This is a genomic window from Halomonas sp. CH40, assembly GCA_041875495.1.
Taxonomy (GTDB): domain Bacteria; phylum Pseudomonadota; class Gammaproteobacteria; order Pseudomonadales; family Halomonadaceae; genus Vreelandella.
In genome coordinates this window covers 56189-80968 of the sequence record CP112982.1, presented here as the reverse complement: position 1 = coordinate 80968, position 24780 = coordinate 56189, and the positions used below count along the sequence as shown (strand labels likewise).

The following is a 24780-nucleotide window of genomic DNA, read 5'->3' as shown; positions in this document are numbered from 1 at the left end:
TCACAAAACATCAACAAACGGTTGTTAGTATGCTGGACAATGGTGAAGCCAAGCGGGCGGTGCGACGTTTCGCTCGAGCCGCTGACCGTAACAGGGTCAGTTCCATATCTACAATAATGGTGGAGCCAAGCGGGATCGAACCGCTGACCTCCTGCGTGCAAGGCAGGCGCTCTCCCAGCTGAGCTATGGCCCCATTTTACAGATTTACCGGCGTAAATGGTGGGTCTGGGCAGACTTGAACTGCCGACCTCACCCTTATCAGGGGTGCGCTCTAACCAACTGAGCTACAGACCCATTTACTGATGAATCCTAACAAGTCAACTTGCCGACCTCACCCTACTTTCTATATAAGGTCAGGGGGTGCGCTCTAACCAACTGAGCTACAGACCCAAGAGGGAATCATGCTTAAACCGTTTGCTCTATTATCTGATCAGGTAATTCATTGTGAGCGCTTACCGCGAGAGATGATGCATCGTTTAAGGAGGTGATCCAGCCGCAGGTTCCCCTACGGCTACCTTGTTACGACTTCACCCCAGTCATGAACCACACCGTGGTGATCGCCCTCTTGCGTTAGGCTAACCACTTCTGGTGCAGTCCACTCCCATGGTGTGACGGGCGGTGTGTACAAGGCCCGGGAACGTATTCACCGTGACATTCTGATTCACGATTACTAGCGATTCCGACTTCACGGAGTCGAGTTGCAGACTCCGATCCGGACTGAGACCGGCTTTAAGGGATTCGCTGACTCTCGCGAGCTCGCCGCCCTTTGTACCGGCCATTGTAGCACGTGTGTAGCCCTACTCGTAAGGGCCATGATGACTTGACGTCGTCCCCACCTTCCTCCGGTTTGTCACCGGCAGTCTCCTTAGAGTTCCCACCATTACGTGCTGGCAAATAAGGACAAGGGTTGCGCTCGTTACGGGACTTAACCCAACATTTCACAACACGAGCTGACGACAGCCATGCAGCACCTGTCTCTGCGTTCCCGAAGGCACCCAGTGATCTCTCACCAGTTCGCAGGATGTCAAGAGTAGGTAAGGTTCTTCGCGTTGCATCGAATTAAACCACATGCTCCACCGCTTGTGCGGGCCCCCGTCAATTCATTTGAGTTTTAACCTTGCGGCCGTACTCCCCAGGCGGTCGACTTATCGCGTTAACTTCGCCACAAAGTGCGCTAGGCACCCAACGGCTGGTCGACATCGTTTACGGCGTGGACTACCAGGGTATCTAATCCTGTTTGCTACCCACGCTTTCGCACCTCAGTGTCAGTGTCAGTCCAGAAGGCCGCCTTCGCCACTGGTATTCCTCCCGATCTCTACGCATTTCACCGCTACACCGGGAATTCTACCTTCCTCTCCTGCACTCTAGCCTGACAGTTCCGGATGCCGTTCCCAGGTTGAGCCCGGGGCTTTCACAACCGGCTTATCAAGCCACCTACGCGCGCTTTACGCCCAGTAATTCCGATTAACGCTTGCACCCTCCGTATTACCGCGGCTGCTGGCACGGAGTTAGCCGGTGCTTCTTCTGCGAGTGATGTCTTTCCTGGCGGGTATTAACCGCCAGGCGTTCTTCCTCGCTGAAAGTGCTTTACAACCCGAGGGCCTTCTTCACACACGCGGCATGGCTGGATCAGGCTTGCGCCCATTGTCCAATATTCCCCACTGCTGCCTCCCGTAGGAGTTCGGGCCGTGTCTCAGTCCCGATGTGGCTGATCATCCTCTCAGACCAGCTACGGATCGTCGCCTTGGTGAGCCATTACCTCACCAACCAGCTAATCCGGCATAGACTCATCCGATAGCGAGAGCCAAAGCCCCCTTTCTCCCGTAGGACGTATGCGGTATTAGCCTGGGTTTCCCCAGGTTATCCCCCACTATCGGGTAAATTCCTATGCATTACTCACCCGTCCGCCGCTCGTCAGCGGGTAGCAAGCTACCCCTGTTACCGCTCGACTTGCATGTGTTAGGCCTGCCGCCAGCGTTCAATCTGAGCCATGATCAAACTCTTCAGTTTAAAATCATTGTGATGCTTACTCATCACCCAAAGGCAACAAAAGCGCATCAAACTTGGCTCAAGGTTCAAACGAATTCATTCAACTATTGTTTAAAAACTTACGTTTAAAAACTGTCGTTCTCATGACCGCTTGCCTTGATAGCTGGTGATTTATCACCCTCATCGGCAAGCGCCCACATGAATTACCTGATCAAATTTTTAAAGAGCTGTTCGCGAGACGGTTATTAACCTTTGTCATTCGGTGACCTGAATGACTTGCCTCAGCGAGGAAGGCGTATTCTACGCATTCCTGTGTGTTTGTCAACTGCTGATTTCGATACCGTGTTGCGATCGATTTCAGCGAGGAAAATTAGACGCGACAACTTCTCGCCGACGTTTTCTCTAACCCTCTGACAAACCGAAGGTTTTCACCTCCGAACCTACGAATAAGTACCGCTGGTAACGCTGTGCGTCTCCGGCAGCGGATGCGTACTCTACGGATTTGCCGGCAGGGATGCAAGGGCTATTTGAACAATAGTGCAAAAAACGTCAGCTGTCAGGCTTTATGATCAACATAACGCCTCACCGCTACTTTTTCATACTCGCATCGATAGCTATAAATTGGTAAAACCAATTAGTCGCTATCTTTCCCGCTGACCCATATAGAATGATAGCTGAACTTTTGCATTGGCTCTGCCAATCAAGGAGCTAACGATGTCCTATACACCTCTTCGTCAACCTAGATTGGCCGACGTGATTACTGAACGCCTTGAAGCGATGATGCTTGAAGGCAGCCTTAAGCCTGGGCAACGCTTGCCACCTGAGCGCGAACTGGCCCAGCAGTTCGGAGTTTCACGCCCCTCGCTGCGCGAAGCCATTCAAAAACTGGCCGCCAGAGGGTTGCTGGTCAGCCGCCAGGGCGGGGGCAATTTCGTCAACGACGATCTTAATAGTGGCTACACAGACCCTTTGCTGGAAATGCTGACGCGGCACGAAGAGTTTCACCTTGACCTGCTTGAGTTTCGCGATGCAATGGAAGGGATCTCGGCCTATTATGCCGCTCTGCGTTCAACCCCTGCCGATAAGGCTATTCTGATTCAGCGCTTTGAAGAGCTCAACAATGGCTTTGCTGGCAAGGATCCTGCCGCAGAAGCCAAACTTGATGCTGCCTTTCACCTTTCCATTGCTGAAGCAGCACATAACGTACTGTTGCTTCACACCATACGCGGCATCTTTCACCTACTGGAACAGAGCATTGTCGATAACCTGGCCTTTCTTTTTGCCAAACCCGATTCTCGCAGCCAATTAATGAAGCAACATCGCGCCTTGTTGGATGCCATCCTTGATGGGCGCGCCGAAGACGCCCGTAGCCGTGCACATGAGCATCTGGTGTTTGTAGAAGAAGGCTTGATGGAAATGGCCCGCGCTGAAACCCGTGCGCAGCGTGCCTTACGCAGAGCACAAGGAGGTGTGACCAGCGCATGATTAAAAAAGCTCAGCGGCCTCCATTACGTTGGCGATGGTTTGCTCTGACGCTGGTCTCTCTCGGCCTTTTATTGTGCATCTGGCAAGCCTCCCAGATCGCCCGCGAACAGGCGTTGGAAAACTTACGCGAAGATGCCGAGAACGAGTTGCGCCTGTCAGCCGCTCACCTGAACGGCTATTTACTGCGTTACGACTACCTGCCGCAAATGCTCGCCACTCGCGAAGGCGTCCAGCGATTTCTTGCCTCACCGGATAATCAGGACCCGATGCCACTCAATCTGCTACTTGACCGTTTTCGCTTCACCGCAGGGGTTTCCGATGTTTATCTGCTTGATGAACGAGGCGATACCATTGCCGCTAGCAACTGGCACCGCCCCAATACCTTTATCGGCCAGAACTACGCGTTTCGCAGTTATTACCGTGATGCCATTGCCGGTGGCCAAGGGCGCTTTTATGGGCTAGGCGTACAATCACGCGAACGTGGCTACTATTTTTCATCTCCGGTTTATCTGGAAGATACGTCTCCTGATGCTCGCCCAGATGGTGTCATGGTCATCAAGGTGCTACTCGATGACGTTGAACAAAGCTGGGCCGAGCAGGAAGCAACGCTATTTGTCACTGATAGTGATGACATCATCTTCATGGCCAGCAAGCCTGAATTACGCATGAATGCACTTTACCCACTTTCTGACCAACAGCGCGAAATGCTGCGCAACACTCGACGCTATGCGGTCGAGCCGTTAAATGCATCAGGCATCGTCATAGAAGAAACTCACTCGGCAGATGCCCATATCGTCAGCTTTTCACGCGGCGTGTTAGAGGATGAACGCTTTTTACGCCTGACCCGCCCGATAGCAGAGTTTGAATGGGACATTCATATCCTCAAACCACTAGACACTGTCACCAGCGCACAGTGGCTGGCAGCCCTGATGGCCGGTGGTCTTTATGGTGTTGTTGCCCTCGGCGGCGGGATAGGCTGGCAGCGCTTGCGTTTGCGCCGCGAACGCGAAACCTTTGCTGAGCGGGAAAGGCTCACCCTGGCGCGGGTTCGCGACGAGCTTGAAGAAAGTGTTGAGCGGCGAACCCGGGACCTGGTGGCAAGCAACCAGCGCCTTTCAGCTGAAATTGAGGAGCGCCGCCGCGCCGAGGAAAATCTGCGCCAGACCCAGGACGAGCTGATCCAGGCGGCCAAACTTGCCGTGTTAGGCCAGCTGGCGGCTGGCATCAATCACGAACTCAACCAACCCTTGGCGGCCATTCGTGCCTATGCTGAAAATGCCCGGCGCTTTCTGGCTCTGTCACGGCTTAACCAGACAGACGCCAACCTGGAACAGATTGTCGAACTGACTCATCGCATGGCGGATATCAGCGCCCAGCTTCGTCAGTTTTCGCGCAAAAGCAGCGAGCGTCAGGAAAATATCGCCGTACAGTCGTGCATAGAATATGCCTTGCGCCTGTTTCATAGCCGTCTACGTGACAGTCAGGTTAAGGTTGAGCAGCAATTACCTGTGGCGACTCTATGGGTCAAAGGTGATCTGGTACGTCTTGAACAAGTGATCGTCAACCTGATCAGCAATGCCTTACAGGCCATGACAGATAGCTCTGCCCCACGCCTTATCGTGCGCGTGGAAGCAGATGAGACAAATGTGCATATTCATATTATTGATAATGGGCCGGGTATCGACAGCGCCCATATCAACCAGATCTTCGCGCCTTTTTTTACCACCAAGGCACCCGGCAACGGCTTGGGACTGGGGCTTTCCATTTCATCACGTATCATGGAGGATCTGGGTGGCCAGCTGAAGGCCTGCAACCACCCCACGGGCGGTGCTCAGTTCAGTATTATTCTCCCCCTTGCCATGGCCCCGGACACCTCAATGGAGCATCTCTCTCATGCATGACCCGTCGACACTGCCCGTCATGGTGATCGACGACGAAGAGCACTTGCGCATCACCGCCAGCCAGACCCTTGAACTGGGCGGTTATACGCCACACTGCTTTGAGTCTGCCGAACAGGCACTCGATGCCCTGACGCCCAACTTTCCAGGCGTAATCGTCAGTGATATCCGCATGCCGGGCATGGATGGCATGACGTTGCTGCGCACCCTGCGCGAACGCGACCCGACGCTGCCGATTATTCTGATTACCGGCCACGGCGATATCTCCACCGCTGTTGAAGCCATGCGCGCCGGCGCCTGGGATTTTCTGGAGAAACCGTTTGCGGGTGATCAACTGCTTGATGTGGTGCGACGAGGTATTGAGAAGCGCCAGCTCAGCCTGGAGAATGATCGCCTCAAGGCCGAACTGGAAGCTCAGCAAGCAGCACTTGGGCCGCGCCTTGTCGGGCGCACCGAAACCATTTCGCGTCTTGCGGCCATGATCCAGCGCATCAGCCAGGTTGAGACGGATGTATTGCTGTTTGGGGAAACCGGCACGGGCAAGGATCTGGTCGCGCGGGCCATTCATGAGCGCAGCCGTCGACGTCATCACCCTTTCATGGCAATCAATTGTGGTGCAGTGCCTGAAAACACTATTGAGTCAGAACTTTTTGGCCACGAGAAAGGGGCCTTCACCGGCGCGGTTGAACGCCGTATTGGCAAGTTTGAGCACGCTAATGGCGGCACTGTCTTTCTTGATGAAATTGAATCCATGCCTCTGGCGCTGCAGGTCAAGCTGTTGCGCGTGCTTCAGGAGCGCAGCATTGAACGCCTCGGTGCCAATGATGTGATCAAACTGGATATTCGTGTTATTGCCGCCACCAAGGTTGACCTTAAAGCCGCCTCAGAAGCCGGCCGCTTCCGTGAAGACCTTTACTACCGGTTGAACGTTGTTACTTTGCCACTGCCTGCCCTGCGCGAACGACGTGAGGATATTCCGCTATTGTTCCAGCATTTTGCTGTCATCGCGGCTAACCGCAGCGGGCTGGAAGCCCCCCCGCTTGACAGTCACGCCATTGCCGCCTTGCTGGCTCACGACTGGCCTGGCAATGTACGCGAACTGCGCAATCTGGCCGAACGCTATGTCCTGCTAGGGGCGGCGTTTGACTATCGCCTGGCGGCTCTGCTGGAAGGCGATAACACAGAAACCCAGACAACCTCACTGACGCGCCAGGTAGAGCTGTTCGAAAAAAGCCTGATCAGCCAGTCGCTGGCGCGTCATCATGGGCGGGTGACCCAAGTCTGCGAGCATCTATGCCTGCCGCGCAAGACGCTTTACGACAAGCTCAAAAAGCATGCGTTACAAGCAGAAGATTACCGCCACAAAAGTGACCCCTGATGGAGCAGCTCCCAAAGGTCGGCCCAGGGTGGCAACCAGGGGACCAGTGTCAGCGTGGCAATCAGCATCAGCAGGCTGGCCAGCGGACGGCGGGCATCCGCCAGTTTTAGCGCCGTTCCAAAAGAGCGTTTAAGGCGGGCGCCTTCCAGGTCGACGCTGTAAATTTCATCCAGCACAAGGTGAATGACAAACCCCACCGCTATTGCCAGCCCATGGGACCAGGCAAACCAGGCTGACTGCACCAACAGCTGAAAGCTGATGGCCGCTGCGGCCATACCGCAGAGCGCCCCGGCCAGTAGTGAATGCCACACGCCACGGTGTACCGTCAGATAGGCAAACACCGCGCTGCCTACATAACGCACCAGCAGATAAATCCCACCGCACGCTACCAAAAGCGACCCAGGAGACAGCCAACCTTGCAGCACAATAACGCCCAGCACTAGAGCTGGCACCGATAACAGACTGAAAATCAAACGAATAGAACGTGATCTGTCAGCATCAATGTCTGGCAGGATGCCACCAAAAGCGGTCAGCACACCTATCAACAGAGCTTGGGACGCAGGCCACCACTGGGCCTGACAACCCACAAATGCCAGCACTGCCCCACCTACCGCTGCAACTGAAATATGCGTGCGAAAATTAGCCATGTCATGCGGCATCCTGAAAGCTGTATAAATTACCAGATTTCATTCCGCCGCAACATGGCTTTTCAGCAAAAAACAAGGAAAAAGTACCGCCTGGCAGAGAGTTAGAAGATAGTTAATCGGCAGTTAAACAAGTAAGTCACACCATCAACTGTCAACCCGTTAATCGTTGGCTTCTGCCAGGAAGCGGTCTTTCAGCTTGACGTAGTTACCGGCGGTGTAGGCGAAGAAAGCACGCTCTTTGTCCTTAAGCGGCCGCAGCTGCCGGGCAGGGTTGCCTGCGTAGACGTAGCCACTTTCCAGCTGTTTGCCAGGTGTCACCACGGCCCCGGCGGCAATAATCACTTCATCTTCCACCACAGCGCCATCCATCACAATGGCGCCCATCCCTACCAGAATACGACTTCCCAGCGTGCAACCATGCAGAATCGCCTTGTGGCCAACGGTGACATCATCGCCTAACGTCAGCGGAAAACCCTCGGGGTTATAGTCGCTGGCATGAGTAATATGCAGCACGCTGCCATCCTGCACGCTGACCCGTGCGCCGATACGGATACGGTGCATATCACCGCGAATCACCGTCATCGGCCAGACCGAACAGTCATCGCCCAGCACCACATCGCCGATCACCGTGCAGGCAGGATCAATGTAAACCCGCTCGCCCAACTGCGGCTCGCTGCCCTGATAGCTTCTTAAAGCATTGCTCATTGCTGACTCCTGATTGATTCACACCCGTATTTAGACTTAAAACAGTGCGCTCAACAATACGATAAAGGTCAGTGGAATGGCTATCCAGCGCACCACATTGAGCCACAGATAAAAGCCCCAACCGCTGTTACCTAGCGCCTGTTGCGCTTTGTGTTGAGGCATGACCCAAGCGGCAAAGACAGCAATCAGCATGCCGCCCAGCGGAAGAAAAATATCCGGCGGAATGCTGCTGACCAACTCAAACACATTGCGCCCGAACAAGGGCCGAAAATCTGCCAGCGTCGAAAATGATAGCGCGGATAACAGCCCCATCAACCAGACACCCAGCGCCACGGCTGCCGTTGCCTTGCCACGTTTCAAGCCTGCGCCCTGGAGAGTCGCCACCATAGGCTCCGCCAGATTGATCGCCGATGTCCAGGTAGCCAGCAGTAATAGCAGAAAGAAAATGCTCAGCCAGACCGCGCCCCACGGCAGCCCTGAGAAGGCAATGGGCAGAGTCACAAACATCAGCCCCGGGCCTTGGGTCGGGTCAAGCCCCTGAGCAAACACCACGGCAAAGATCGCAATACCTGCGAGTAGCGCAACGCTGATATCCAGCACGGCGACAGCAGCAGCGGCTTTTGGCAGGCTTTGCTTATCCGGCATATAGGCGCCATACGCCATCAGTGCGCAGGCACCAACGGCCAGGGTGAAAAAGGCGTGCCCCATGGCATGCAGAATCACCGTTGGCGTTATCAACGCCATTGACGGTTTGAATAGCCAAACCAGCGCTGGCACAAAGCCCTCTGTGGTGCTGGCATAGATGGCCAGCGTTACTAACAGCAGATAAAGCAGCGGCATCAAAAGATTATTCAGCCGCTCCAGCCCTTTGGCAACGCCCGCGGCCACCACGCTCATGGTCATGAACAGAAACAGGGTGTGGTTGAAGACCAGCAATCCTGGATTGGCCAGAAAGGCATCAAACCCTGCGCCGATTTCCTGCGCGGTGGCACCGCTGAACTGTCCGTTGATAGAAGCCACCAGAAACTCAATCGACCAGCCAGACACCACCGAATAGAACGACAGAATACAGAACACTGTAAAGGCACCAAAGGCGCCCAACCAGCGCCAGTGTGGCGAGCCGCCGCCTTCTGCCGCCAAGGTGCCCAGCGCCTGAATCGGCCCGCGCCGCCCGGCTCTTCCCACCATGATTTCCGCCATCATGACAGGCAACCCCAGCAGCAGCACAAAGGCGATGTACACCAGCAGGAAAGCCGCCCCGCCGTTTTCACCAGCGATATAGGGAAACCGCCAGATATTACCTAGCCCAACAGCGGCACCGGTGACGGCCAGAATAAAAGCACGTCTTGATCCCCAGCGCTCCAGTGTTTCACTCATGACCTGCCCCGTTCACTCACTGTTAATAAAAAAGCACCGCCCACCAAAATAGACAGCGGATAAAACGTGCCAAACCGTGGTTGGCATCAGAGATTAAGCTAACGTGAGGATTGAAACCTCGTCAGCGCGCCCGCACTCTATAGGAAATGTATATTGCCCCGCAATTTTCCTACTGAGGTCGCCATGCCTAATAACCCCCTGCTCGCTGCGCACACCCTGCCGTCTTTTGATGAAATTCGCGCTCAGCATGTCGTGCCAGCCCTCGACAGCCTGCTTGAAGAAAGCCGTCAACGCATTGAGGCACTGGCCCAACAGGCCACCAACACGCCTCCCAGCTGGGAAAATTTCGCGGCCCCGCTTGAAGACGTTAACGACCGCCTATCCAATGCCTGGTCCCCGATTTCACACCTCAACGGCACCATGAACAGCCCCGAGCTACGTGAGGCCTATGAAGCCTGCATTGGCAAACTCTCTGACTTCAGCACCTGGGTTGGCCAGCACGAAGGCTTGTTCAATGCCTACCAGGCCCTGAGGGAAGGTCCTGGCTGGGCAGACCTCGACGCCGCTCAAAAACGTGCGGTCGAGAACGCGCTGCGCGATTTCCGCCTCGCGGGGGTTGACCTGCCAGCGGAGCAGAAAGCCCGCTATGGCGAGATCAAGTCGCGCCTGTCGACGCTGACCAACCAGTATTCCAATAACGTGCTGGATGCCACTCAGGCCTGGCACAAAGATATCGAAAACGCTGACGATCTGGCCGGCGTGCCGGAAAGCGCGCTGGCTACCCTGCACTCCCTGGCAGAGGCCAAAGGCATCGACGGTTACCGGATCACGCTGGATTTCCCGAGTTTTTATCCGGTGCTTACCTATGCCAACGACCGCGCCCTGCGCGAAGAAGTCTATACCGCCTTTGTCACCCGCGCCTCAGATCAGGGTCCGAATGCTGGCCAGTTTGATAATGCTGCTATCATGGAAGAGATACTGGCATTACGCAGCGAGCTAGCTGCACTGCTGGGCTTTGCTACCTATGCAGATTACTCACTGGCCACCAAGATGGCGGACTCCCCCGAGCAGGTGCTGGATTTCCTGAACGACCTGACCCAGCGCGCGGTGCCTCAGGCACGCGAAGAGTTTGCCGAGCTGCAGGATTTTGCTTCACAGGAGCTGGGGCTGGAAAACCTACAGCCCTGGGATGTGGGCTATGCCAGCGAAAAGCTGCGCGAGGCACGTCACGCGATTTCCCAGGAGCAGCTACGCCCCTACTTCCCGGCTCCCCGCGTGGTTGAGGGGTTATTCAGTGTGGTAGAGCGCCTCTACGGTGTGCGTTTTGAAGAAGATGAGCAGGTCACCTGTTACCACCCGGATGTCCGCTATTTTCAGATTACCGAAAATGACACCCCCATTGCCGGTTTTTACCTCGACCTCTACGCCCGCGAAGGCAAGCGCGGCGGTGCCTGGATGGCCGATTGCCGTGTTCGCCGCCAGACGTCCGATGGCCTGCAGCTGCCGGTAGCCTTCCTGACCTGCAATTTCACCCCACCGGTAGGCGACAAGCCCGCGCTGCTCACTCATGATGAAGTCACTACCCTGTTCCATGAATTTGGCCACGGGCTACACCACATGCTGACCCGCCAGACGATTGCCGATATTTCCGGCATTAATGGTGTCGCCTGGGATGCGGTCGAGCTGCCCAGCCAGTTCATGGAAAATTATTGCTGGGAGCGTGAAGGGTTGGATCTTCTAGCGGCACATATTGATACTGATGAACCCTTGCCGGGTGAACTGCTTGAACGCCTGCAAGCCGCCAAGAACTTCCAGTCCGCCATGGGAATGGTGCGCCAACTCGAATTTTCACTGTTTGACCTGCGTCTGCATCATCAAGCTTCAGCGCCAGATGCTTCCCATATCCAGGCACTGCTGGATGAGGTGCGCCAACAGGTGGCGGTGATGCCTGCTGTGCCTTTCAATCGTTTCCAGAACAGCTTCGGGCACATTTTTGCTGGTGGCTATGCGGCGGGCTACTACAGCTACAAGTGGGCGGAAGTCTTGTCCGCCGACGCTTGGAGCGCCTTTGAAGAAGAGGGGATTTTCGACCCGACGACTGGCCAGCGCTTTCGTCAGCATATTCTGGAGCAGGGTGGCGCTCGCGATGCTGCCGAACTGTTCGCAGCGTTTCGCGGCCGCGAACCCAGCGTTGAACCCTTGTTGCGCCATAGCGGCATTCGCGCCGCCTGAACACCCACTCCCATCAGCCGCGTGGCCCTTCAAGGCCACGCGTGGAGCCTATTATGTCAACGGTAAAACGCTTTATTGCAGGGGTTACCTGCCCACGCTGTGCCGAAATGGATCGTATTCGCTCCTGGGAGCAGAACGGCATCCGTTATCGCGAATGCGTCAGCTGTGATTTCTTTGAGCAGCTGCCCATTGAAGATGAAACTGCTCCGGAATTACAGACCCGCGTCAACAAACTGCGTGAAGAGCAAAAGCAGCAGGATATCCAGACGGTACGTATTCTCGACCCCGGCAGCTCATCGAAGTAAGGTAACGATACTTAACCTTGTTCAGGGAGCCTGCGATGCCATTTGCCGCCCAGCTTGGCCACTGGCGTAAACATGCCCATGCGCATCCAGCACTCACTACCCGGCTGGTGATTATCGGCCTTATTGCGGCGACTGCTGTGCTGATGTCCTATCTTGATCTGGCGACCCTGGCTGCCGGGTTAGGGCTGTTTTTATGGGGCATGAAGTACCTGGAAAAGGGTATCAAGCAGCTCTCGGGCGGCAAACTGGAACGCTGGCTTCAACAGGCGACCCACACCCGACCTCGCGCCATCCTGTTCGGGGCCGCTACCACGGCTACCCTGCAATCCAGCTCCCTGATGACATTGCTGAGCATGTCGTTTGTCAGCGCAGGCCTGGTCACCCTGCCCGCCGGTATTGCCCTGCTGTTCGGTGCCAACCTGGGCACTACCACCGGCGCCTGGCTGATGGCCACCTTCGGGCTATCATTTGATCTGGCACGTTATGCCATGCCCTTTCTGGCGGTCGGCTTGCTCGGCGCTCGCCTGCTTCCCAAATCATTGCGCGGCTATGCCCATCTGCTGATGGGTATTGGTCTTTTATTTTTGGGCATTGATTTTATGAAGATGGGGTTCAGTGACTGGCAGGATAGCCTTTCGCTGGCCGGGTTGGCGGGCACCCAATTCTGGCACTGGCCGCTCTACGTACTGTTTGGCGTGATAGCGACTGTGGTCATGCAGTCCAGCCATGCGACCTTGCTGATTACCCTGGCGGCGCTGTCCAGCGGCCAATTGGACTACCTACCCGCCCTGGCAGTGGCGGTAGGTGCCAACGTAGGCACCACAGTGACCGCCTTACTCGGCGCGCTGGGCGCCAGCACGGCTGCGCAACGGCTGGCCGGGGCGCATATCGTTTTCAACCTGTTAACGGCTGGGGTAGCGCTTACGTTACTGCTGCCATTGGCTTGGGTGGTGGACTTTTCCAGCGCCCTGATCGGCATTGACGCTGAGGCCTGGCCGCTTAAGCTGGCGCTGTTTCATACCTTGTTCAATGTTTTGGGCATCGTGTTGATGCTGCCCTTTATCACGCCACTGGCAAACTGGCTGGAACGCCTTTTGCCTTCTCCTGCCCATCATCTCGATCGCGCTCAGGCGCGCTACCTGGATGCCACTGCCCTGCAGCACCCGGATACCGCCCTGAATGCCCTCGACCAGGAATGCCGACGGCTTGAAAGGCGCGCTTACCACCTGCTTTGCAATGCCTTGCTGATACGCAGTGCCGATGCGCTGGGCCACCTGCCGACAAGAGAGAAAATTGAACAGGCCATTGATGCCCAACGCTGGCCGGCCGTCAATGAGCGCTACCATGAACGCATCAAACCACTGTTAAGCGAAATCCTGGCATTCTACGCGCGCCTTGAAGCTCCTCTGGCAGACGATCAACAAGACTACCTTGAAACACGTTTACAGCAAACGTTCCGCTTGGTGGAAGCGGTGCGTTTTGGTGAAGTCCTGCAGCGCAGCCTGCTGCGCCACGCCGCCTCTGACAGCCCGCTAAGGGAAGGTCATGACGCCCTGCGCCTGGCACTGGCCCAGGGCCTTAACTACCTCAATCGACGCTCGAAGGAAAACGCCGTCAACACCAGCGCTCTTGCCGAGCCTATCTACACGGCCAGCCAGTTCTGGCAGGAAGAAACAGCCAGGCGCCTACGCCAGCAGCGCCTGGCGCCAGCGCAAGCCTCTACTCTGATGAACGATTTCCATCAGGCCAGCCGCTTGATTGATGCCCTGATGCCGTCAATGGCCAGTGAATGGCAGTACCACCCGTCACCTGACTGACGCGCCCAGAACCACAGCACAGGAAAATGTGCGAAAAACCGCACACCCTAACCGCTATAACGTGCGGAATTGTTAACACTTCACGACCAACCAATTTAGACAAAAGTTCAAAACATAAAATACAAATAACTGTTTATTAATAAAAAAGCAGTCAATGGCACAATAATCGCTTATTAACAGGTGCCCGACATCATCTAAATAGTGACTACACTGATGTCATCGCCTCTGATGATAAGGTGATTGAATCATTTCACATCTAATAACAGTTTCAGGAATCCTCGCCATGCGCATGAAAAAGACTGCAATGAAAAATGCCTTGCCCACCGCCGCCACCCTGCTGGCCGGTGTGGCCCTGCTGGCCGCTGGCAACGCCCAGGCTGACCGTTCCGAGTGGCCGGATAACTTTACCGTCGGCACCGCAAGCCAAGGTGGCACCTACTATGTTTATGGTTCAGGCTGGGCCAACTTCATTGCCGACGAGCTGGACATTTCCGGCGGTGGCGAGGTGACCGGCGGCCCGACCCAGAACCTAGCCCTGGTACACGGTGGCGATGTTGCCTTTGGCCTAACCACCATGGGCCCGGCATCCGATGCCATTAACGGCGAAAGCCCGCTGGCTCCCGGGTTGGAAATGGATAATGTCTGTGCCATGTTCCCGATGTACGAAACGCCTTTCTCGATCACCGCACTGGCTTCATCCGACATCGAGTCGATTGAAGACATCCCGGACGGCGCTCGCATCGGTTTCGGCCCGGCGGCATCCACTTCAGACACCTACTTCCCGGCAATGCTTGAAACCCTGGGGGTAGAATTTGACCGTCGTAACGGCGGCTGGTCTGATCTGGGCGGCCAGTTGCAGGACGGTCTGCTTGACGTTATTGCTTTTGCAGCAGGCATCCCGATTCCTGCCGTCAGCCAGCTTGAAGTACAGACTGACGTCAACATCATCGAGTTTACTGATGCTGAAGTGGACACCATTCTTGAAAACTTCCCGGTAGCTGAGTTCATGATTCCGGCCAGCACCTATCAGACGCTGGAAGAAGATGCTCGTGCGGTTTCCATGTGGAACTTTGCCATTGCTGGCTGCGACCTGCCGGAAGATTTTGTCTATGAAGTCACCAAGGTGACCATGGAACAGAACGACCGTATGCGCTCCATTCACCGCAGTGCTGCCACGACCATTCCGGAAAATATCGACAAGAATACCGTGCTGCCCTTCCACCCGGGCGCTGCTCGCTGGTACGAAGAAAACGGTTATGACATTGCTGAAGACATGATCAAGTAAACCTTAAGTACTCAAAGCCTGCCCCGCACCGGCGTCACCGGGCGGGGCAGCTTTTGCTTATACCTCCCCCTTTTTCTGTTTGTATTGCTGTGAGGGTGACCTCTTATGAGTCACAAATCTGACCCCAACTCTGGCGACCTTCCGGGTAAGGCATCGGACGAACAGCCCGATGTCGTGGTTGTTGAAGGCGTTGATGAAGAAGTCGTCGAGAATAACCGTCGCCTGTTTAACGGCTGGCAGTTCTGGTTGTTTGCGGCCATGGCGGTTGCCTACTCTTCTTTTCATCTGATTTCACTGAATATCTTTCCCATGGAGACCTGGTCCTACCGGATCGTGCACATTGCCGGTGCCTTGATCCTTGGGTACGGTCTCTATGCTGGCAGTAATTTCGCGAAAAGTGAGCATGAAGAATCCCCTGTGGCGCTTAAATGGCTCAGTTATGCGCTGCTGCTTCCGGCGCTCTATTCGCTGTTCCAGGTCTTCATGATGCAGCAGACCTTGGCTGGCGGTGCCATGCGCATTGATCCAACCATAGAGTCCTGGCATTACGGTTACCCGCTGATGCTGACGACCGCTGCTGCCATCGTGCTTTCTTGGGTGTATCGTCAGGTGCGTCACCGCTTCAACCCGGCGGATCTGGTACTGATGGTGTGCGCCCTGGCCAGCGCTGGTTACCTGCTGTTGGCCTTCAGTACCAATATGCGCATGTCCACCGGCACTTCTTTTGCCCCCGTGGGTATTTCATGGGCCGCGGTTGCCGGTTCATTGCTGATTCTGGAACTGACCCGCCGTGTAGCTGGCCTGGCACTGGTGGTCATTTCAGTCGTCTTTCTGCTTTATGTGTTTGCAGGCCCATATCTGCCGGGCTTTCTGGGTTATCCCGGCTTATCGATCAACCGCTTTTTCAGCCAGGTCTACACCGATACCGGCATCCTCGGCCCCACCACAGCGGTGTCTTCCACCTATATCATCCTGTTTATTATTTTCGCTGCCTTCCTGCAGGCATCCAAGGTCGGTGACTATTTCGTCAACTTCGCCTTTGCGGCCGCCGGGCGCGCTCGGGGCGGCCCAGCCAAGGTATCGATCTTTGCCTCCGGCCTGATGGGCATGATTAACGGCACTTCAGCGGGTAACGTGGTTTCCACAGGCTCGCTGACGATTCCACTGATGAAAAAAGTCGGCTACCCAGGGCGTAGCGCCGGGGCCATTGAAGCCGCTGCGTCTACCGGTGGGCAGATCATGCCGCCCATCATGGGTGCAGGTGCCTTTATCATGGCGGAAATTACCGGTATCCCGTATACCGAGATTGCTATTGCCGCGATTATTCCCGCCATTCTTTACTTCCTGTCTGTCTACTGCATGGTCGACTTTGAAGCGGCCCGTAAAGGCATGCGCGGCATGCGCGAAGACGAAATTCCCCAGTTCCGTAAGTTAGCCAAACAGGTTTATCTGTTTGCTCCCATCATCATTCTGATTGTGGCGCTGTTCATGGGTTATTCGGTGATCCGTGCCGGTACTCTGGCCACAGCATCTGCTGCCGTTGTCAGCTGGCTTTCACCCAACAAGATGGGACTTGCCGCCATCCTGCGCGCCCTGCAGTTGGCGGGTATCATGTCGATCCAGATCATTGCGGTATGTGCCTGTGCAGGCTTGATTGTGGGGGTTATCTCCCTGACCGGGGTTGGCGCACGCTTCTCGTCGCTGCTACTAGGTGTCGCGGGTGTCAGCCAGCTGTTGGCGCTGTTCTTTGCCATGTGTATCTCGATTCTACTCGGCATGGGTATGCCGACCACGGCCGCTTATGCGGTAGCAGCATCGGTCGTTGCACCGGGCCTGATCAATATCGGCATTGAACCGTTGATTGCGCACTTCTTCGTGTTCTATTTCGCGGTGGTATCTGCCATCACACCGCCGGTCGCCCTGGCATCCTACGCAGCGGCGGGTATTTCCGGCGATAATGCCATGGGCACTTCCGTGGCTTCGTTCAAGATCGGCCTGGCCGCTTTCATCGTGCCGTTCATGTTCTTCTATAGCCCTGCCATGCTGATGGAAGGCAGCGCCATGCAGATCCTGCGCGTTGGCCTCACCGCGACGCTGGGCATCATCCTGCTGGCCGGTGTGGTTCAGGCGTGGTTCTTTGGGCCAGTTAAAACATGGCAGCGGGTCGTCATGCTGATAGGCGCTATCTTTATGATCTATGGCGGTATCTATACCGACATTGCCGGACTTGCGATTGGTGTTGCGCTCGTTGTCATGCAGCGCCGATTACATGGCAACGGCAAAGCCGCTGCCTCAACCGGCTAGCGACAGCGCTTATAAAGCCGCTGACAAAAACCCCCGCACTCACAAGAGGCGGGGGTTTTTAATATTAGCCACACGGTTTGAAACCCTAACCCGTCAGATTATCAACAATCTTCAGCACCGGAGCAGACTGGTTCAGCGTGTAGAAATGCAGACCTGGTGCACCGCCATCCAACAGCCGCTCACACAGACGCGTCACCACTTCGTTGCCAAAATCAGCAATCGCTTCACTATCATCGGCGTAACTTTCCAACTGCTTGCGGATCCAGCGTGGTATTTCTGCCCCGCAGGCATCAGAGAAACGTGCCAGCTTGGTATAGTTGGTGATTGGCATGATGCCGGGAATAATCGGCTGCGTAACACCCAGTGCACGTGCCTTATCAACAAAGTTGAAATAGGCATCCGCAGTAAAGAAATACTGGGTGATTGCTATATTGGCCCCCGCTTTCATCTTGCGGGCGAAATTTTCCACGTCTTTATCAAGGTTTGGCGCCTCGGGGTGAGATTCCGGATAGGCACCCACGGCAATCTCAAAATGGTCTCCCGTTTCTTCACGAATAAACTCGACCAGCTCATTGGCATAACGCAGCTCACCCATGCTGGCAGTGCCCGAAGGCATATCACCACGCAAGGCCACCAGGCGATCAACGCCTTCTTCACGGTATTCTGCAAGCAGGTCACGTAATTGGGCCTTGTCACTACCAATACACGAGAGGTGCGGCGCAGTGGTGATGCCACTCTGGCTGATTTCACGCACCGCATTGCGGGTACGCACTTGGGTCGAACCACCGGCACCGTAGGTCACCGAAAAAAACCGTGGATGGCAAGCCGCCAGCTGGTCGCGGGTGCGCATCAGCTTTTCACGCCCGGCGTCGGTGTTCGGAGGGAAGAATTCGAAGCTGATACCGAGGGGGTGTTCTTGGCGGCTCATGGTAATCCTCATAGTCAGTCAATTCGGCTCGCCGATAGAATGGCGCTTTATGAGGGTGTATTCTCGCTGGTGCGTGGGTTCGCGGCTAATGAAAGATTCCACACAGCAACTTTAATTCTGCTCATGTTGGACATAAAAGGAACAGGAAAATAATTCATGGAAAACCTTGCAGCCGGCGCTTTGACCGGGCCTCTGCTTATGCTGCTGTCGTTTGTCGGCCTTGGCTGGATTGCCGCTCGCGGGCTAAGAATTGACCCCCAGCCCATTGCGACCCTGCTGGTTTATCTGATTGCACCACTGACGTTTTTTCGCGCTCTGATGAACGGCGGCCCGACACCCGACTATCTGCTGCTGACCCTGATCCTGTTCATTGCCAGCAGTGCCATTGCCTTGCTGGTACGCGCTATTACCCAACGCTATTTCGGTGCTCAGGAAGGAGCATTACTGGCGTTTTCCGCCGGTACGGGCAACACCGGCTACTTTGGCTTGCCAGTGGCGCTGATCATATTGCCCGCCGAAGGTATCACCCTTTACCTGTTCTGCATTCTGGGTATCACCCTGTACGAATTTACCGTCGGCTTTTATGTCAGCGCCCGAGGTCAGTTCTCGGTGCGCCAGAGCCTTAACAAGATTGCCCGCCTGCCACTGATCTATGCCTTTCTGGCAGCGCTATTGTTGACCCAACTGGGTATCACACTGCCCGCTGCCTTGATGACCTCGCTGGATGTATTTCCCGCCACCTATACGCTGCTAGGCATGATGATTATTGGTATGACGCTCAGTCACGTCACCCTGGCCGCCTGGGATTCACGCCTGATTGGCGCCTGTGTTGCCTTACGCTATGGCGTGTGGCCACTCGCCACCCTGGGGAGTGTGCTGGTATTGCAGCATTGGCTTAACATTCCGGCACCGCTGGCCATGGCCATTCTGCTACTGGGCGTGGTGCCCATGGCCGCTAACGTGGTGGTGGTTGCCATGGAACTGGGCATTCAACCCCAGAAAGGCGCCTTGGCAGTGCTGGTGACTACCCTGATGGCGCCTTTGCTGATTCCTGTCTATCTGGGGGTAATGTTTACACTCAGCGGGCTGGGTTAACCGCTATCGTTCAAACCCCTCCACGCCTGCTTTTTCAAGCGCAGCCGCCATCCGCTGGATTTCCGGGTGGGTAAAAAACGCATCCAGTGCTCTGCTGCGCACAGGCCCAACGTTGGGCAGCGCCTGCCATTGTGCTGCGCTCAGCGCGGCCAGGCTTGCCCAGTCGCCTTGTGTTTGATCACTGCCCGATGGTGCGCCAAGCGCCTGTAGCCAGTTGGCAAATGGCTGCTTTCTTGCCGCATCAAACTCGGCCAGAAGCCGGTTTGCCGTCGCGGCGCCAATACCCGGAGCCGCTATCAGTGTCTGTTTATCCAGCTGAACCCAGTCAATCAGGTGGGTCACTACCTCAGCTTTCATCAGCTTCTTCCAGGTGCCTTCACCGATACCCTTCATTTCAAGCGTCTCCCCAAGCCATACCAGGCGGGCCAGCAGCTGATCCTGACAGCCCGGTAACGCCTCGTTAAGCGTCAGGCAACTCAATGCATGATAGTCCTGCTCATCCGGCACCCATAGGGGCTGGCGCTTGGGCGACGTCCAGACCACGCCCGCCAACTGAGGAATCGTCAGCCCACCCAGCGTTACCGCTACCTTATCACCAGCACGGATATCCAGCGCTTGCCACTGCGCCAGCGAACCCAGAGATACACGGCTGATTCGGCGCCCTTCCAGTATGACTGGTTGGAGATGCACCAGCGGCGTGATACGTCCCGTCCGGCCAACCCGAAAAGCCATCCCACGCACGGTTGCCAGTGCCTGTTGCGCGGGATATTTCCAGGCCAGCGCCCATGCCGGAGGTGCATCGTTTGACGACAGTGCTTCAGTAGAGAGCAGAGCTTGTTTGAGTACCACACCGTCGGTTGCAAACGGCAGAGGCTGATCAAACCAGCGCTCACGCCACTGCTCAGCCTGAGCATAATCAGATACGGGATGGGAATATTCTGCGCTATCAAACCCTAGCTCTGCGAGCCGAGCCAGCTGTTTCTCCATGGTCTGAGGGCCGTTCGGCCATGCCCAGACAAACAGCCCGATGCGTGCCAACGTCTTTGCATCGGGCGCCTCCTGCGCCATCGCTCCGGCGACTTTACCACGCAGCTGACGGTGCCCGTCTTGAGACTGTACATAATCGTCGTCTGCCCGCCAGTAGAGCTCGCCTTGTAGAACTGTCGTAATGACTTCTGGAAGTCGGTTGGGAACCGCTGGTATCTGGCGGGCACGGGGCGTCCAGTCCTGTCCGTGCTGGCCATCGCCACGGCTGATCGCCTTTAACAAGCGCCCATCAAGGTATTCAAGAGTGATTGCAACGCCATCCACCTTGGGCTGTATCCAGAGATCGTCACGGCGCTGCATCCAACGCTGAATCCCTGCATTATCGCGCTTTTCAAGGCCACGCTGAGCATAGGGGTGGGCGAGCAGTTCATGAGGTGTAACAGCCTCTCGTTCGGGCCGGTGTGGTTGGGAGGCCCCCGCACAGCGGCGCCAGTGTTCCAACGTGGCAACCGCCTGATCGTAAATATCATCGCTGACCAGCGATTTGCCTTGCTGGTAATAAGCGTCATCCCATTGGCTGATCTGCTGGCTTAATGACTGGATATCAGCATCAAGCGCTTCAGCCGGTTTGATTGGGCAATCGGCCCCCTGGGCAGTGGAACTGCATAGCGCCAGCCAAACAAGTAACAGATAATTGATAAAATAGTGATGACGACACATCCTTGTGCTCTCCTTTGTTTAGCGCCTTTACCTGCGCCTTTTAAGTTAAGCGTAGACAAAAAACGCCCCGTGGATAAATTCCGCGGGGCGCTAGGCTGTTAAGAAATGCAACGTCTCAGGGGGTGTTACAAGCCCGCCGACTGACGCAGGGCATCCGCCTTATCGGTTTTTTCCCATGGGAAGGCGGTAAAGGTTTCGACCTGCTCCTGGCCTTTGACATCCAGCCAGCGGTAGCTGTGCTCAAACGGCTCACGACCAAAGTGACCATAGGCGGCTGTCAGTTGGTACATCGGGTGCAGCAGATCAAGCATCTTGGTAATCGCAAAGGGACGTAGATCAAAATGCTCGCGTACCAGCTTGACGATTTCAGCATCGGCAATATTTCCGGTGCCGAATGTATCGACAGATACCGAGGTTGGATCGGCGACGCCAATGGCGTAGGAAATCTGAATCTCACACTTGTCGGCAAGACCTGCAGCAACCACATTCTTGGCTACATAACGGCCTGCATAGGCGGCACTGCGGTCAACTTTGGACGGGTCCTTGCCGGAAAAGGCACCGCCACCGTGGCGCGCCATACCGCCGTAGGTATCGACGATAATCTTACGCCCGGTCAGGCCACAATCACCCACAGGGCCGCCAATCACAAACTTGCCGGTCGGGTTGATATGGAACTGGGTGCTGTCATCCAGCCATTCAGCGGGAATAACCTCTTCAATAATTTCCCGCTTGACCATGGTGCGCAGCGCTTCCTGATCAATCTCAGGGTCGTGCTGGGTGGAAAGCACCACGGCATCCACGCCACAAGGCTTGCCATCGGCGTCATAACGGAAGGTCACCTGGCTTTTCGCATCCGGGCGCAGCCAGGGTAAGAGGCCCTGTTTACGCAGCTCAGCCTGACGCTCCACCAGACGATGGGAATAGTGGATCGGTGCAGGCATCAGCGAGGCGGTTTCATTGGTGGCGTAGCCAAACATCAGGCCTTGGTCACCCGCGCCCTGATCTTCCGGCTTGGTGCGGTCAACGCCCTGGGCAATATCAACGCTCTGCTTGCCAATCAGGTTCACAACGCCGCAGGTCGCGCCATCAAAGCCAACATCTGATGAGGTATAGCCGATATCGGTAATTACCTGGCGCACCAGGGCTTCCAGATCGACCCAGGCAGCTGTGGTAATCTCACCGGCAATAATCGCAACGCCCGTCTTGACCATGGTTTCACAGGCAACCCGGGCCTGCTTGTCACGGGCGATGATGGCATCCAGCACGGCATCAGAAATCTGATCGGCAATCTTGTCGGGATGCCCTTCGGAAACGGATTCGGAGGTAAACAGGGAATATTCGCTCATCGCGCTCTTGACCCTCTGTGTGACGGCTGTCGCTCGTAGCATCAGCAGGAAATCATGGCAGGAGGCCCTGCCTACATAATCGAAAGTGGCACGGCCACTTCGGGGGGCAGAGTCTACACCCTGTTGGCAGCGCTTCCCAGCGTCTTACGCGGATATCCCTGCTATCAACTGACAACTCTTGTCCAACCCCACCCATGCAGCATTATTTGCCGCCGCTGGCGAAGTCAGCGACAATAAGCGCTTTATTATCGTTTTCAGGCGAGGAGCACCCCATGCCGTCCCGTTTCGAGTTGGCCAATGCCATTCGCGCCCTTTCCATGGATGCTGTTCAGAAGGCCAAATCCGGCCACCCTGGCGCCCCCATGGGTATGGCAGATATTGCCGAGGTGCTATGGAATGACTACCTCAAGCATAACCCCGAAGATCCCAAATGGGCGGATCGTGACCGTTTTGTTCTCTCCAACGGCCATGGTTCGATGCTGCTTTATTCATTGCTGCATTTAAGCGGTTACGATCTTGGCCTGGAGCAGCTGCGTAACTTCCGTCAGCTGCACTCACAGACCGCAGGCCACCCTGAATTCGGTTATGCACCGGGCATCGAAACCACTACTGGCCCCCTGGGTCAGGGCTTTGCCAATGCCGTGGGCATGGCACTTGCCGAGAAAACCCTGGGCGCTCAGTTCAACCGCCCTGGCCACACCATTGTCGACCATCGCACCTGGTGCTTTATGGGTGACGGCTGCTTGATGGAAGGCATCTCCCATGAAGTGGCCTCACTGGCCGGCACCCAGCAACTGGGCAAGCTGACAGCCTTCTATGATGACAACGGCATTTCAATTGATGGCGAGGTTGATGGCTGGTTCACTGACGATACTGCCAAACGTTTTGAAGCCTACGGCTGGCACGTGGTGCCCAGCGTTGACGGCCACAAGCCAGAAGAGATCAAGGCGGCTATCGAACTGGCCAAGCAGCAGGATGACAAGCCCAGCCTGGTTATCTGTAAAACCATTATTGGCTTTGGTGCCCCCAACAAGCAGGGCAAGGAAGAATCCCATGGCGCGCCGCTGGGTGATGATGAAGTGGCGGCTGCCAGAGAACAGCTTGGCTGGCCGCATGCGCCTTTCCATATTCCCGAGCCTGTCTACACCGCCTGGGATGCCCGCGAAGCCGGCAAGCAGCGCCAGCAGGCCTGGGAAGAACAGATGCGCCGTTATGCAGAGGCGTTTCCGGATGAGGCCCTGGAATTCAAGCGCCGCCTGAAAGGCCGTCTGCCCCCCCAGCTTTCCAGCGAAGCTCTTGTCCAGCAAAGCCAGGAAAAGGGCGAGAATATCGCTTCACGCAAGGCATCCTTAGGTGCCCTGAATGTTCTGGGGCCGCAAATGCCCGAACTGCTTGGCGGCAGCGCTGACCTGGCGCCCTCCAACCTGACGTTCTGGAACGGCGCCAAGGCCATCACGCCGGATGATGCCAGCGGTAACTACCTGCACTACGGGGTACGTGAGTTCGGCATGGGCGCTATCATGAACGGCATTGCCCTGCACGGCGGCTTTGTGCCCTATGGCGCTACTTTCCTGATCTTCATGGAATATATGCGCAATGCCGTACGCATGGCCGCGCTGATGGGCCAACGTGCTATCTATGTCTTCACCCATGACTCCATCGGCTTGGGTGAAGACGGCCCGACGCATCAGCCCGTTGAACAGCTGACCAGCCTGCGCACCACGCCCAATCTGAACACCTGGCGCCCCTGTGATGCTACCGAAACTGCGGCTGCCTGGGATGCGGCGCTGAAGCGTCATTCAGGCCCGACGGCGCTGGTGCTGTCTCGCCAGAACCTACCTAACCAGGCGCGCACCAGGGCCCAGCTGGCTGACATTCAATGCGGTGGTTACATCCTCAAAGACAGCGATACAACGCCTGAGCTGATTCTGATTGCCACAGGCTCCGAAGTCGCCCTGGCTATGGATGCCGCCGCCGAGCTGGAAACACACGGCAAAGCAGTGCGCGTGGTTTCCATGCCGTCTACCTACCGCTTTAACGGCCAGGATGCGGAGTATCGGGAAAAAGTACTGCCAGCCAGCGTCACCAAGCGGATCGCTATCGAAGCAGGCCATGCCGATTACTGGTACAAGTATGTTGGCCTGGACGGCCGCGTGATCGGCATGACCACCTATGGTGAATCAGCACCTGCTGGCGATCTGTTCAAGCACTTTGGCTTTACCGTCGACAATATCGTCGCACAGGCCAATCAGCTGCTTGGGCAAGCCTGATAGGTTAATCCT

The 24780-nt window shown here is 56.0% G+C and carries 16 protein-coding genes, 3 tRNA genes and 1 rRNA gene; 10 read left to right on the top strand and 10 right to left on the bottom strand.

All coding sequences use genetic code 11. From position 1 onward, the window contains the following. Window positions 1-117: 117 nt before the first annotated feature. The 4 genes from OR573_00355 to OR573_00340 form a co-directional block, all read right to left on the bottom strand. A tRNA-Ala gene (locus tag OR573_00355) sits at window positions 118-193 on the bottom strand. A gap of 24 nt (window positions 194-217) precedes the next feature. Beyond that, window positions 218-294, bottom strand: a tRNA-Ile gene (locus OR573_00350). Between the two features lie 9 nt (window positions 295-303). After that, window positions 304-390 (bottom strand) — tRNA-OTHER (locus tag OR573_00345). 87 nt (window positions 391-477) lie between these two features. Further along, window positions 478-2010: ribosomal RNA gene (locus OR573_00340) — 16S ribosomal RNA — on the bottom strand. Window positions 2011-2703: 693 nt separating this feature from the next. Between OR573_00340 and OR573_00335 the strand changes: the two genes are divergently transcribed. Genes OR573_00335 through OR573_00325 form a run of 3 tightly spaced genes read left to right on the top strand, consistent with a single transcriptional unit; the run spans window position 2704 to window position 6750 of the window. After that, on the top strand, window positions 2704-3474 hold the full coding sequence (locus tag OR573_00335) for a GntR family transcriptional regulator (protein ID XGA80145.1): 771 nt from the start codon (window positions 2704-2706) through the stop codon (window positions 3472-3474). Then, window positions 3471-5375 (top strand): ATP-binding protein, encoded by a 1905-nt coding sequence (locus tag OR573_00330; protein ID XGA80144.1) that lies wholly within the window; start codon window positions 3471-3473, stop codon window positions 5373-5375. Before OR573_00335 ends, OR573_00330 begins: the two co-directional genes overlap by 4 nt. After that, on the top strand, window positions 5368-6750 hold the full coding sequence (locus tag OR573_00325; protein ID XGA80143.1) for a sigma-54 dependent transcriptional regulator: 1383 nt from the start codon (window positions 5368-5370) through the stop codon (window positions 6748-6750). The genes OR573_00330 and OR573_00325 overlap by 8 nt, the downstream gene beginning before the upstream one ends. Here the strand turns inward: OR573_00325 and OR573_00320 are convergent. The 3 genes from OR573_00320 to OR573_00310 all read right to left on the bottom strand — a co-directional run bounded on the left by OR573_00320 (window position 6726) and on the right by OR573_00310 (window position 9479). After that, window positions 6726-7397 (bottom strand): metal-dependent hydrolase, encoded by a 672-nt coding sequence (locus OR573_00320; GenBank protein XGA80142.1) that lies wholly within the window; start codon window positions 7395-7397, stop codon window positions 6726-6728. The two genes, OR573_00325 and OR573_00320, sit on opposite strands and share 25 nt — an antisense overlap. A 159-nt stretch (window positions 7398-7556) precedes the next feature. Beyond that, window positions 7557-8102, bottom strand: a complete 546-nt coding sequence (locus tag OR573_00315) for a gamma carbonic anhydrase family protein (protein ID XGA80141.1) — start codon at window positions 8100-8102, stop codon at window positions 7557-7559. 36 nt (window positions 8103-8138) lie between these two features. After that, window positions 8139-9479 carry a sodium-dependent transporter gene (locus OR573_00310; protein ID XGA80140.1) on the bottom strand — a complete coding sequence of 447 codons (1341 nt, stop codon included), beginning with the start codon at window positions 9477-9479 and terminating at the stop codon, window positions 8139-8141. Window positions 9480-9662: 183 nt separating this feature from the next. Between OR573_00310 and prlC the strand changes: the two genes are divergently transcribed. The 5 genes from prlC to OR573_00285 all read left to right on the top strand — a co-directional run bounded on the left by prlC (window position 9663) and on the right by OR573_00285 (window position 17422). Then, complete coding sequence (prlC, locus tag OR573_00305; GenBank protein XGA80139.1) at window positions 9663-11711, top strand: oligopeptidase A; 2049 nt, start codon at window positions 9663-9665, stop codon at window positions 11709-11711. A 53-nt stretch (window positions 11712-11764) separates the two neighbouring features. After that, window positions 11765-12016 (top strand): YheV family putative metal-binding protein, encoded by a 252-nt coding sequence (locus OR573_00300; protein ID XGA80138.1) that lies wholly within the window; start codon window positions 11765-11767, stop codon window positions 12014-12016. 35 nt (window positions 12017-12051) lie between these two features. Continuing rightward, on the top strand, window positions 12052-13833 hold the full coding sequence (locus OR573_00295; GenBank protein ID XGA80137.1) for a Na/Pi symporter: 1782 nt from the start codon (window positions 12052-12054) through the stop codon (window positions 13831-13833). A gap of 304 nt (window positions 13834-14137) precedes the next feature. Continuing rightward, the gene (locus OR573_00290; protein ID XGA81632.1) at window positions 14138-15118 is read left to right on the top strand and encodes a TAXI family TRAP transporter solute-binding subunit; all 981 of its coding nucleotides are present in this window, start codon (window positions 14138-14140) and stop codon (window positions 15116-15118) included. Between the two features lie 105 nt (window positions 15119-15223). After that, a complete protein-coding gene (locus tag OR573_00285) occupies window positions 15224-17422 on the top strand; it encodes a TRAP transporter fused permease subunit (GenBank protein ID XGA80136.1) in 2199 nt (732 codons plus the stop codon). Window positions 17423-17507: 85 nt separating this feature from the next. Here OR573_00285 and metF read toward each other — a convergent pair whose 3' ends face one another. Continuing rightward, entirely contained in the window at window positions 17508-18350 is an 843-nt protein-coding gene (gene metF / locus OR573_00280) for a methylenetetrahydrofolate reductase [NAD(P)H] (GenBank protein ID XGA80135.1), read from the bottom strand. Window positions 18351-18506: 156 nt separating this feature from the next. Here metF and OR573_00275 point away from each other — a divergent pair, with 156 nt between their 5' ends. After that, the gene (locus OR573_00275) at window positions 18507-19445 is read left to right on the top strand and encodes an AEC family transporter (protein XGA80134.1); all 939 of its coding nucleotides are present in this window, start codon (window positions 18507-18509) and stop codon (window positions 19443-19445) included. Between the two features lie 3 nt (window positions 19446-19448). Here OR573_00275 and ligB read toward each other — a convergent pair whose 3' ends face one another. Next, a complete protein-coding gene (gene ligB, locus OR573_00270; GenBank protein XGA80133.1) occupies window positions 19449-21152 on the bottom strand; it encodes an NAD-dependent DNA ligase LigB in 1704 nt (567 codons plus the stop codon). Between the two features lie 125 nt (window positions 21153-21277). Then, the gene (gene metK / locus OR573_00265; GenBank protein ID XGA80132.1) at window positions 21278-22498 is read right to left on the bottom strand and encodes a methionine adenosyltransferase; all 1221 of its coding nucleotides are present in this window, start codon (window positions 22496-22498) and stop codon (window positions 21278-21280) included. Window positions 22499-22770: 272 nt separating this feature from the next. On the opposite strand from metK, the gene tkt reads away from it, so the two are divergent. Then, window positions 22771-24768 (top strand): transketolase, encoded by a 1998-nt coding sequence (tkt, locus tag OR573_00260; GenBank protein ID XGA80131.1) that lies wholly within the window; start codon window positions 22771-22773, stop codon window positions 24766-24768. Window positions 24769-24780 lie beyond the last annotated feature (12 nt).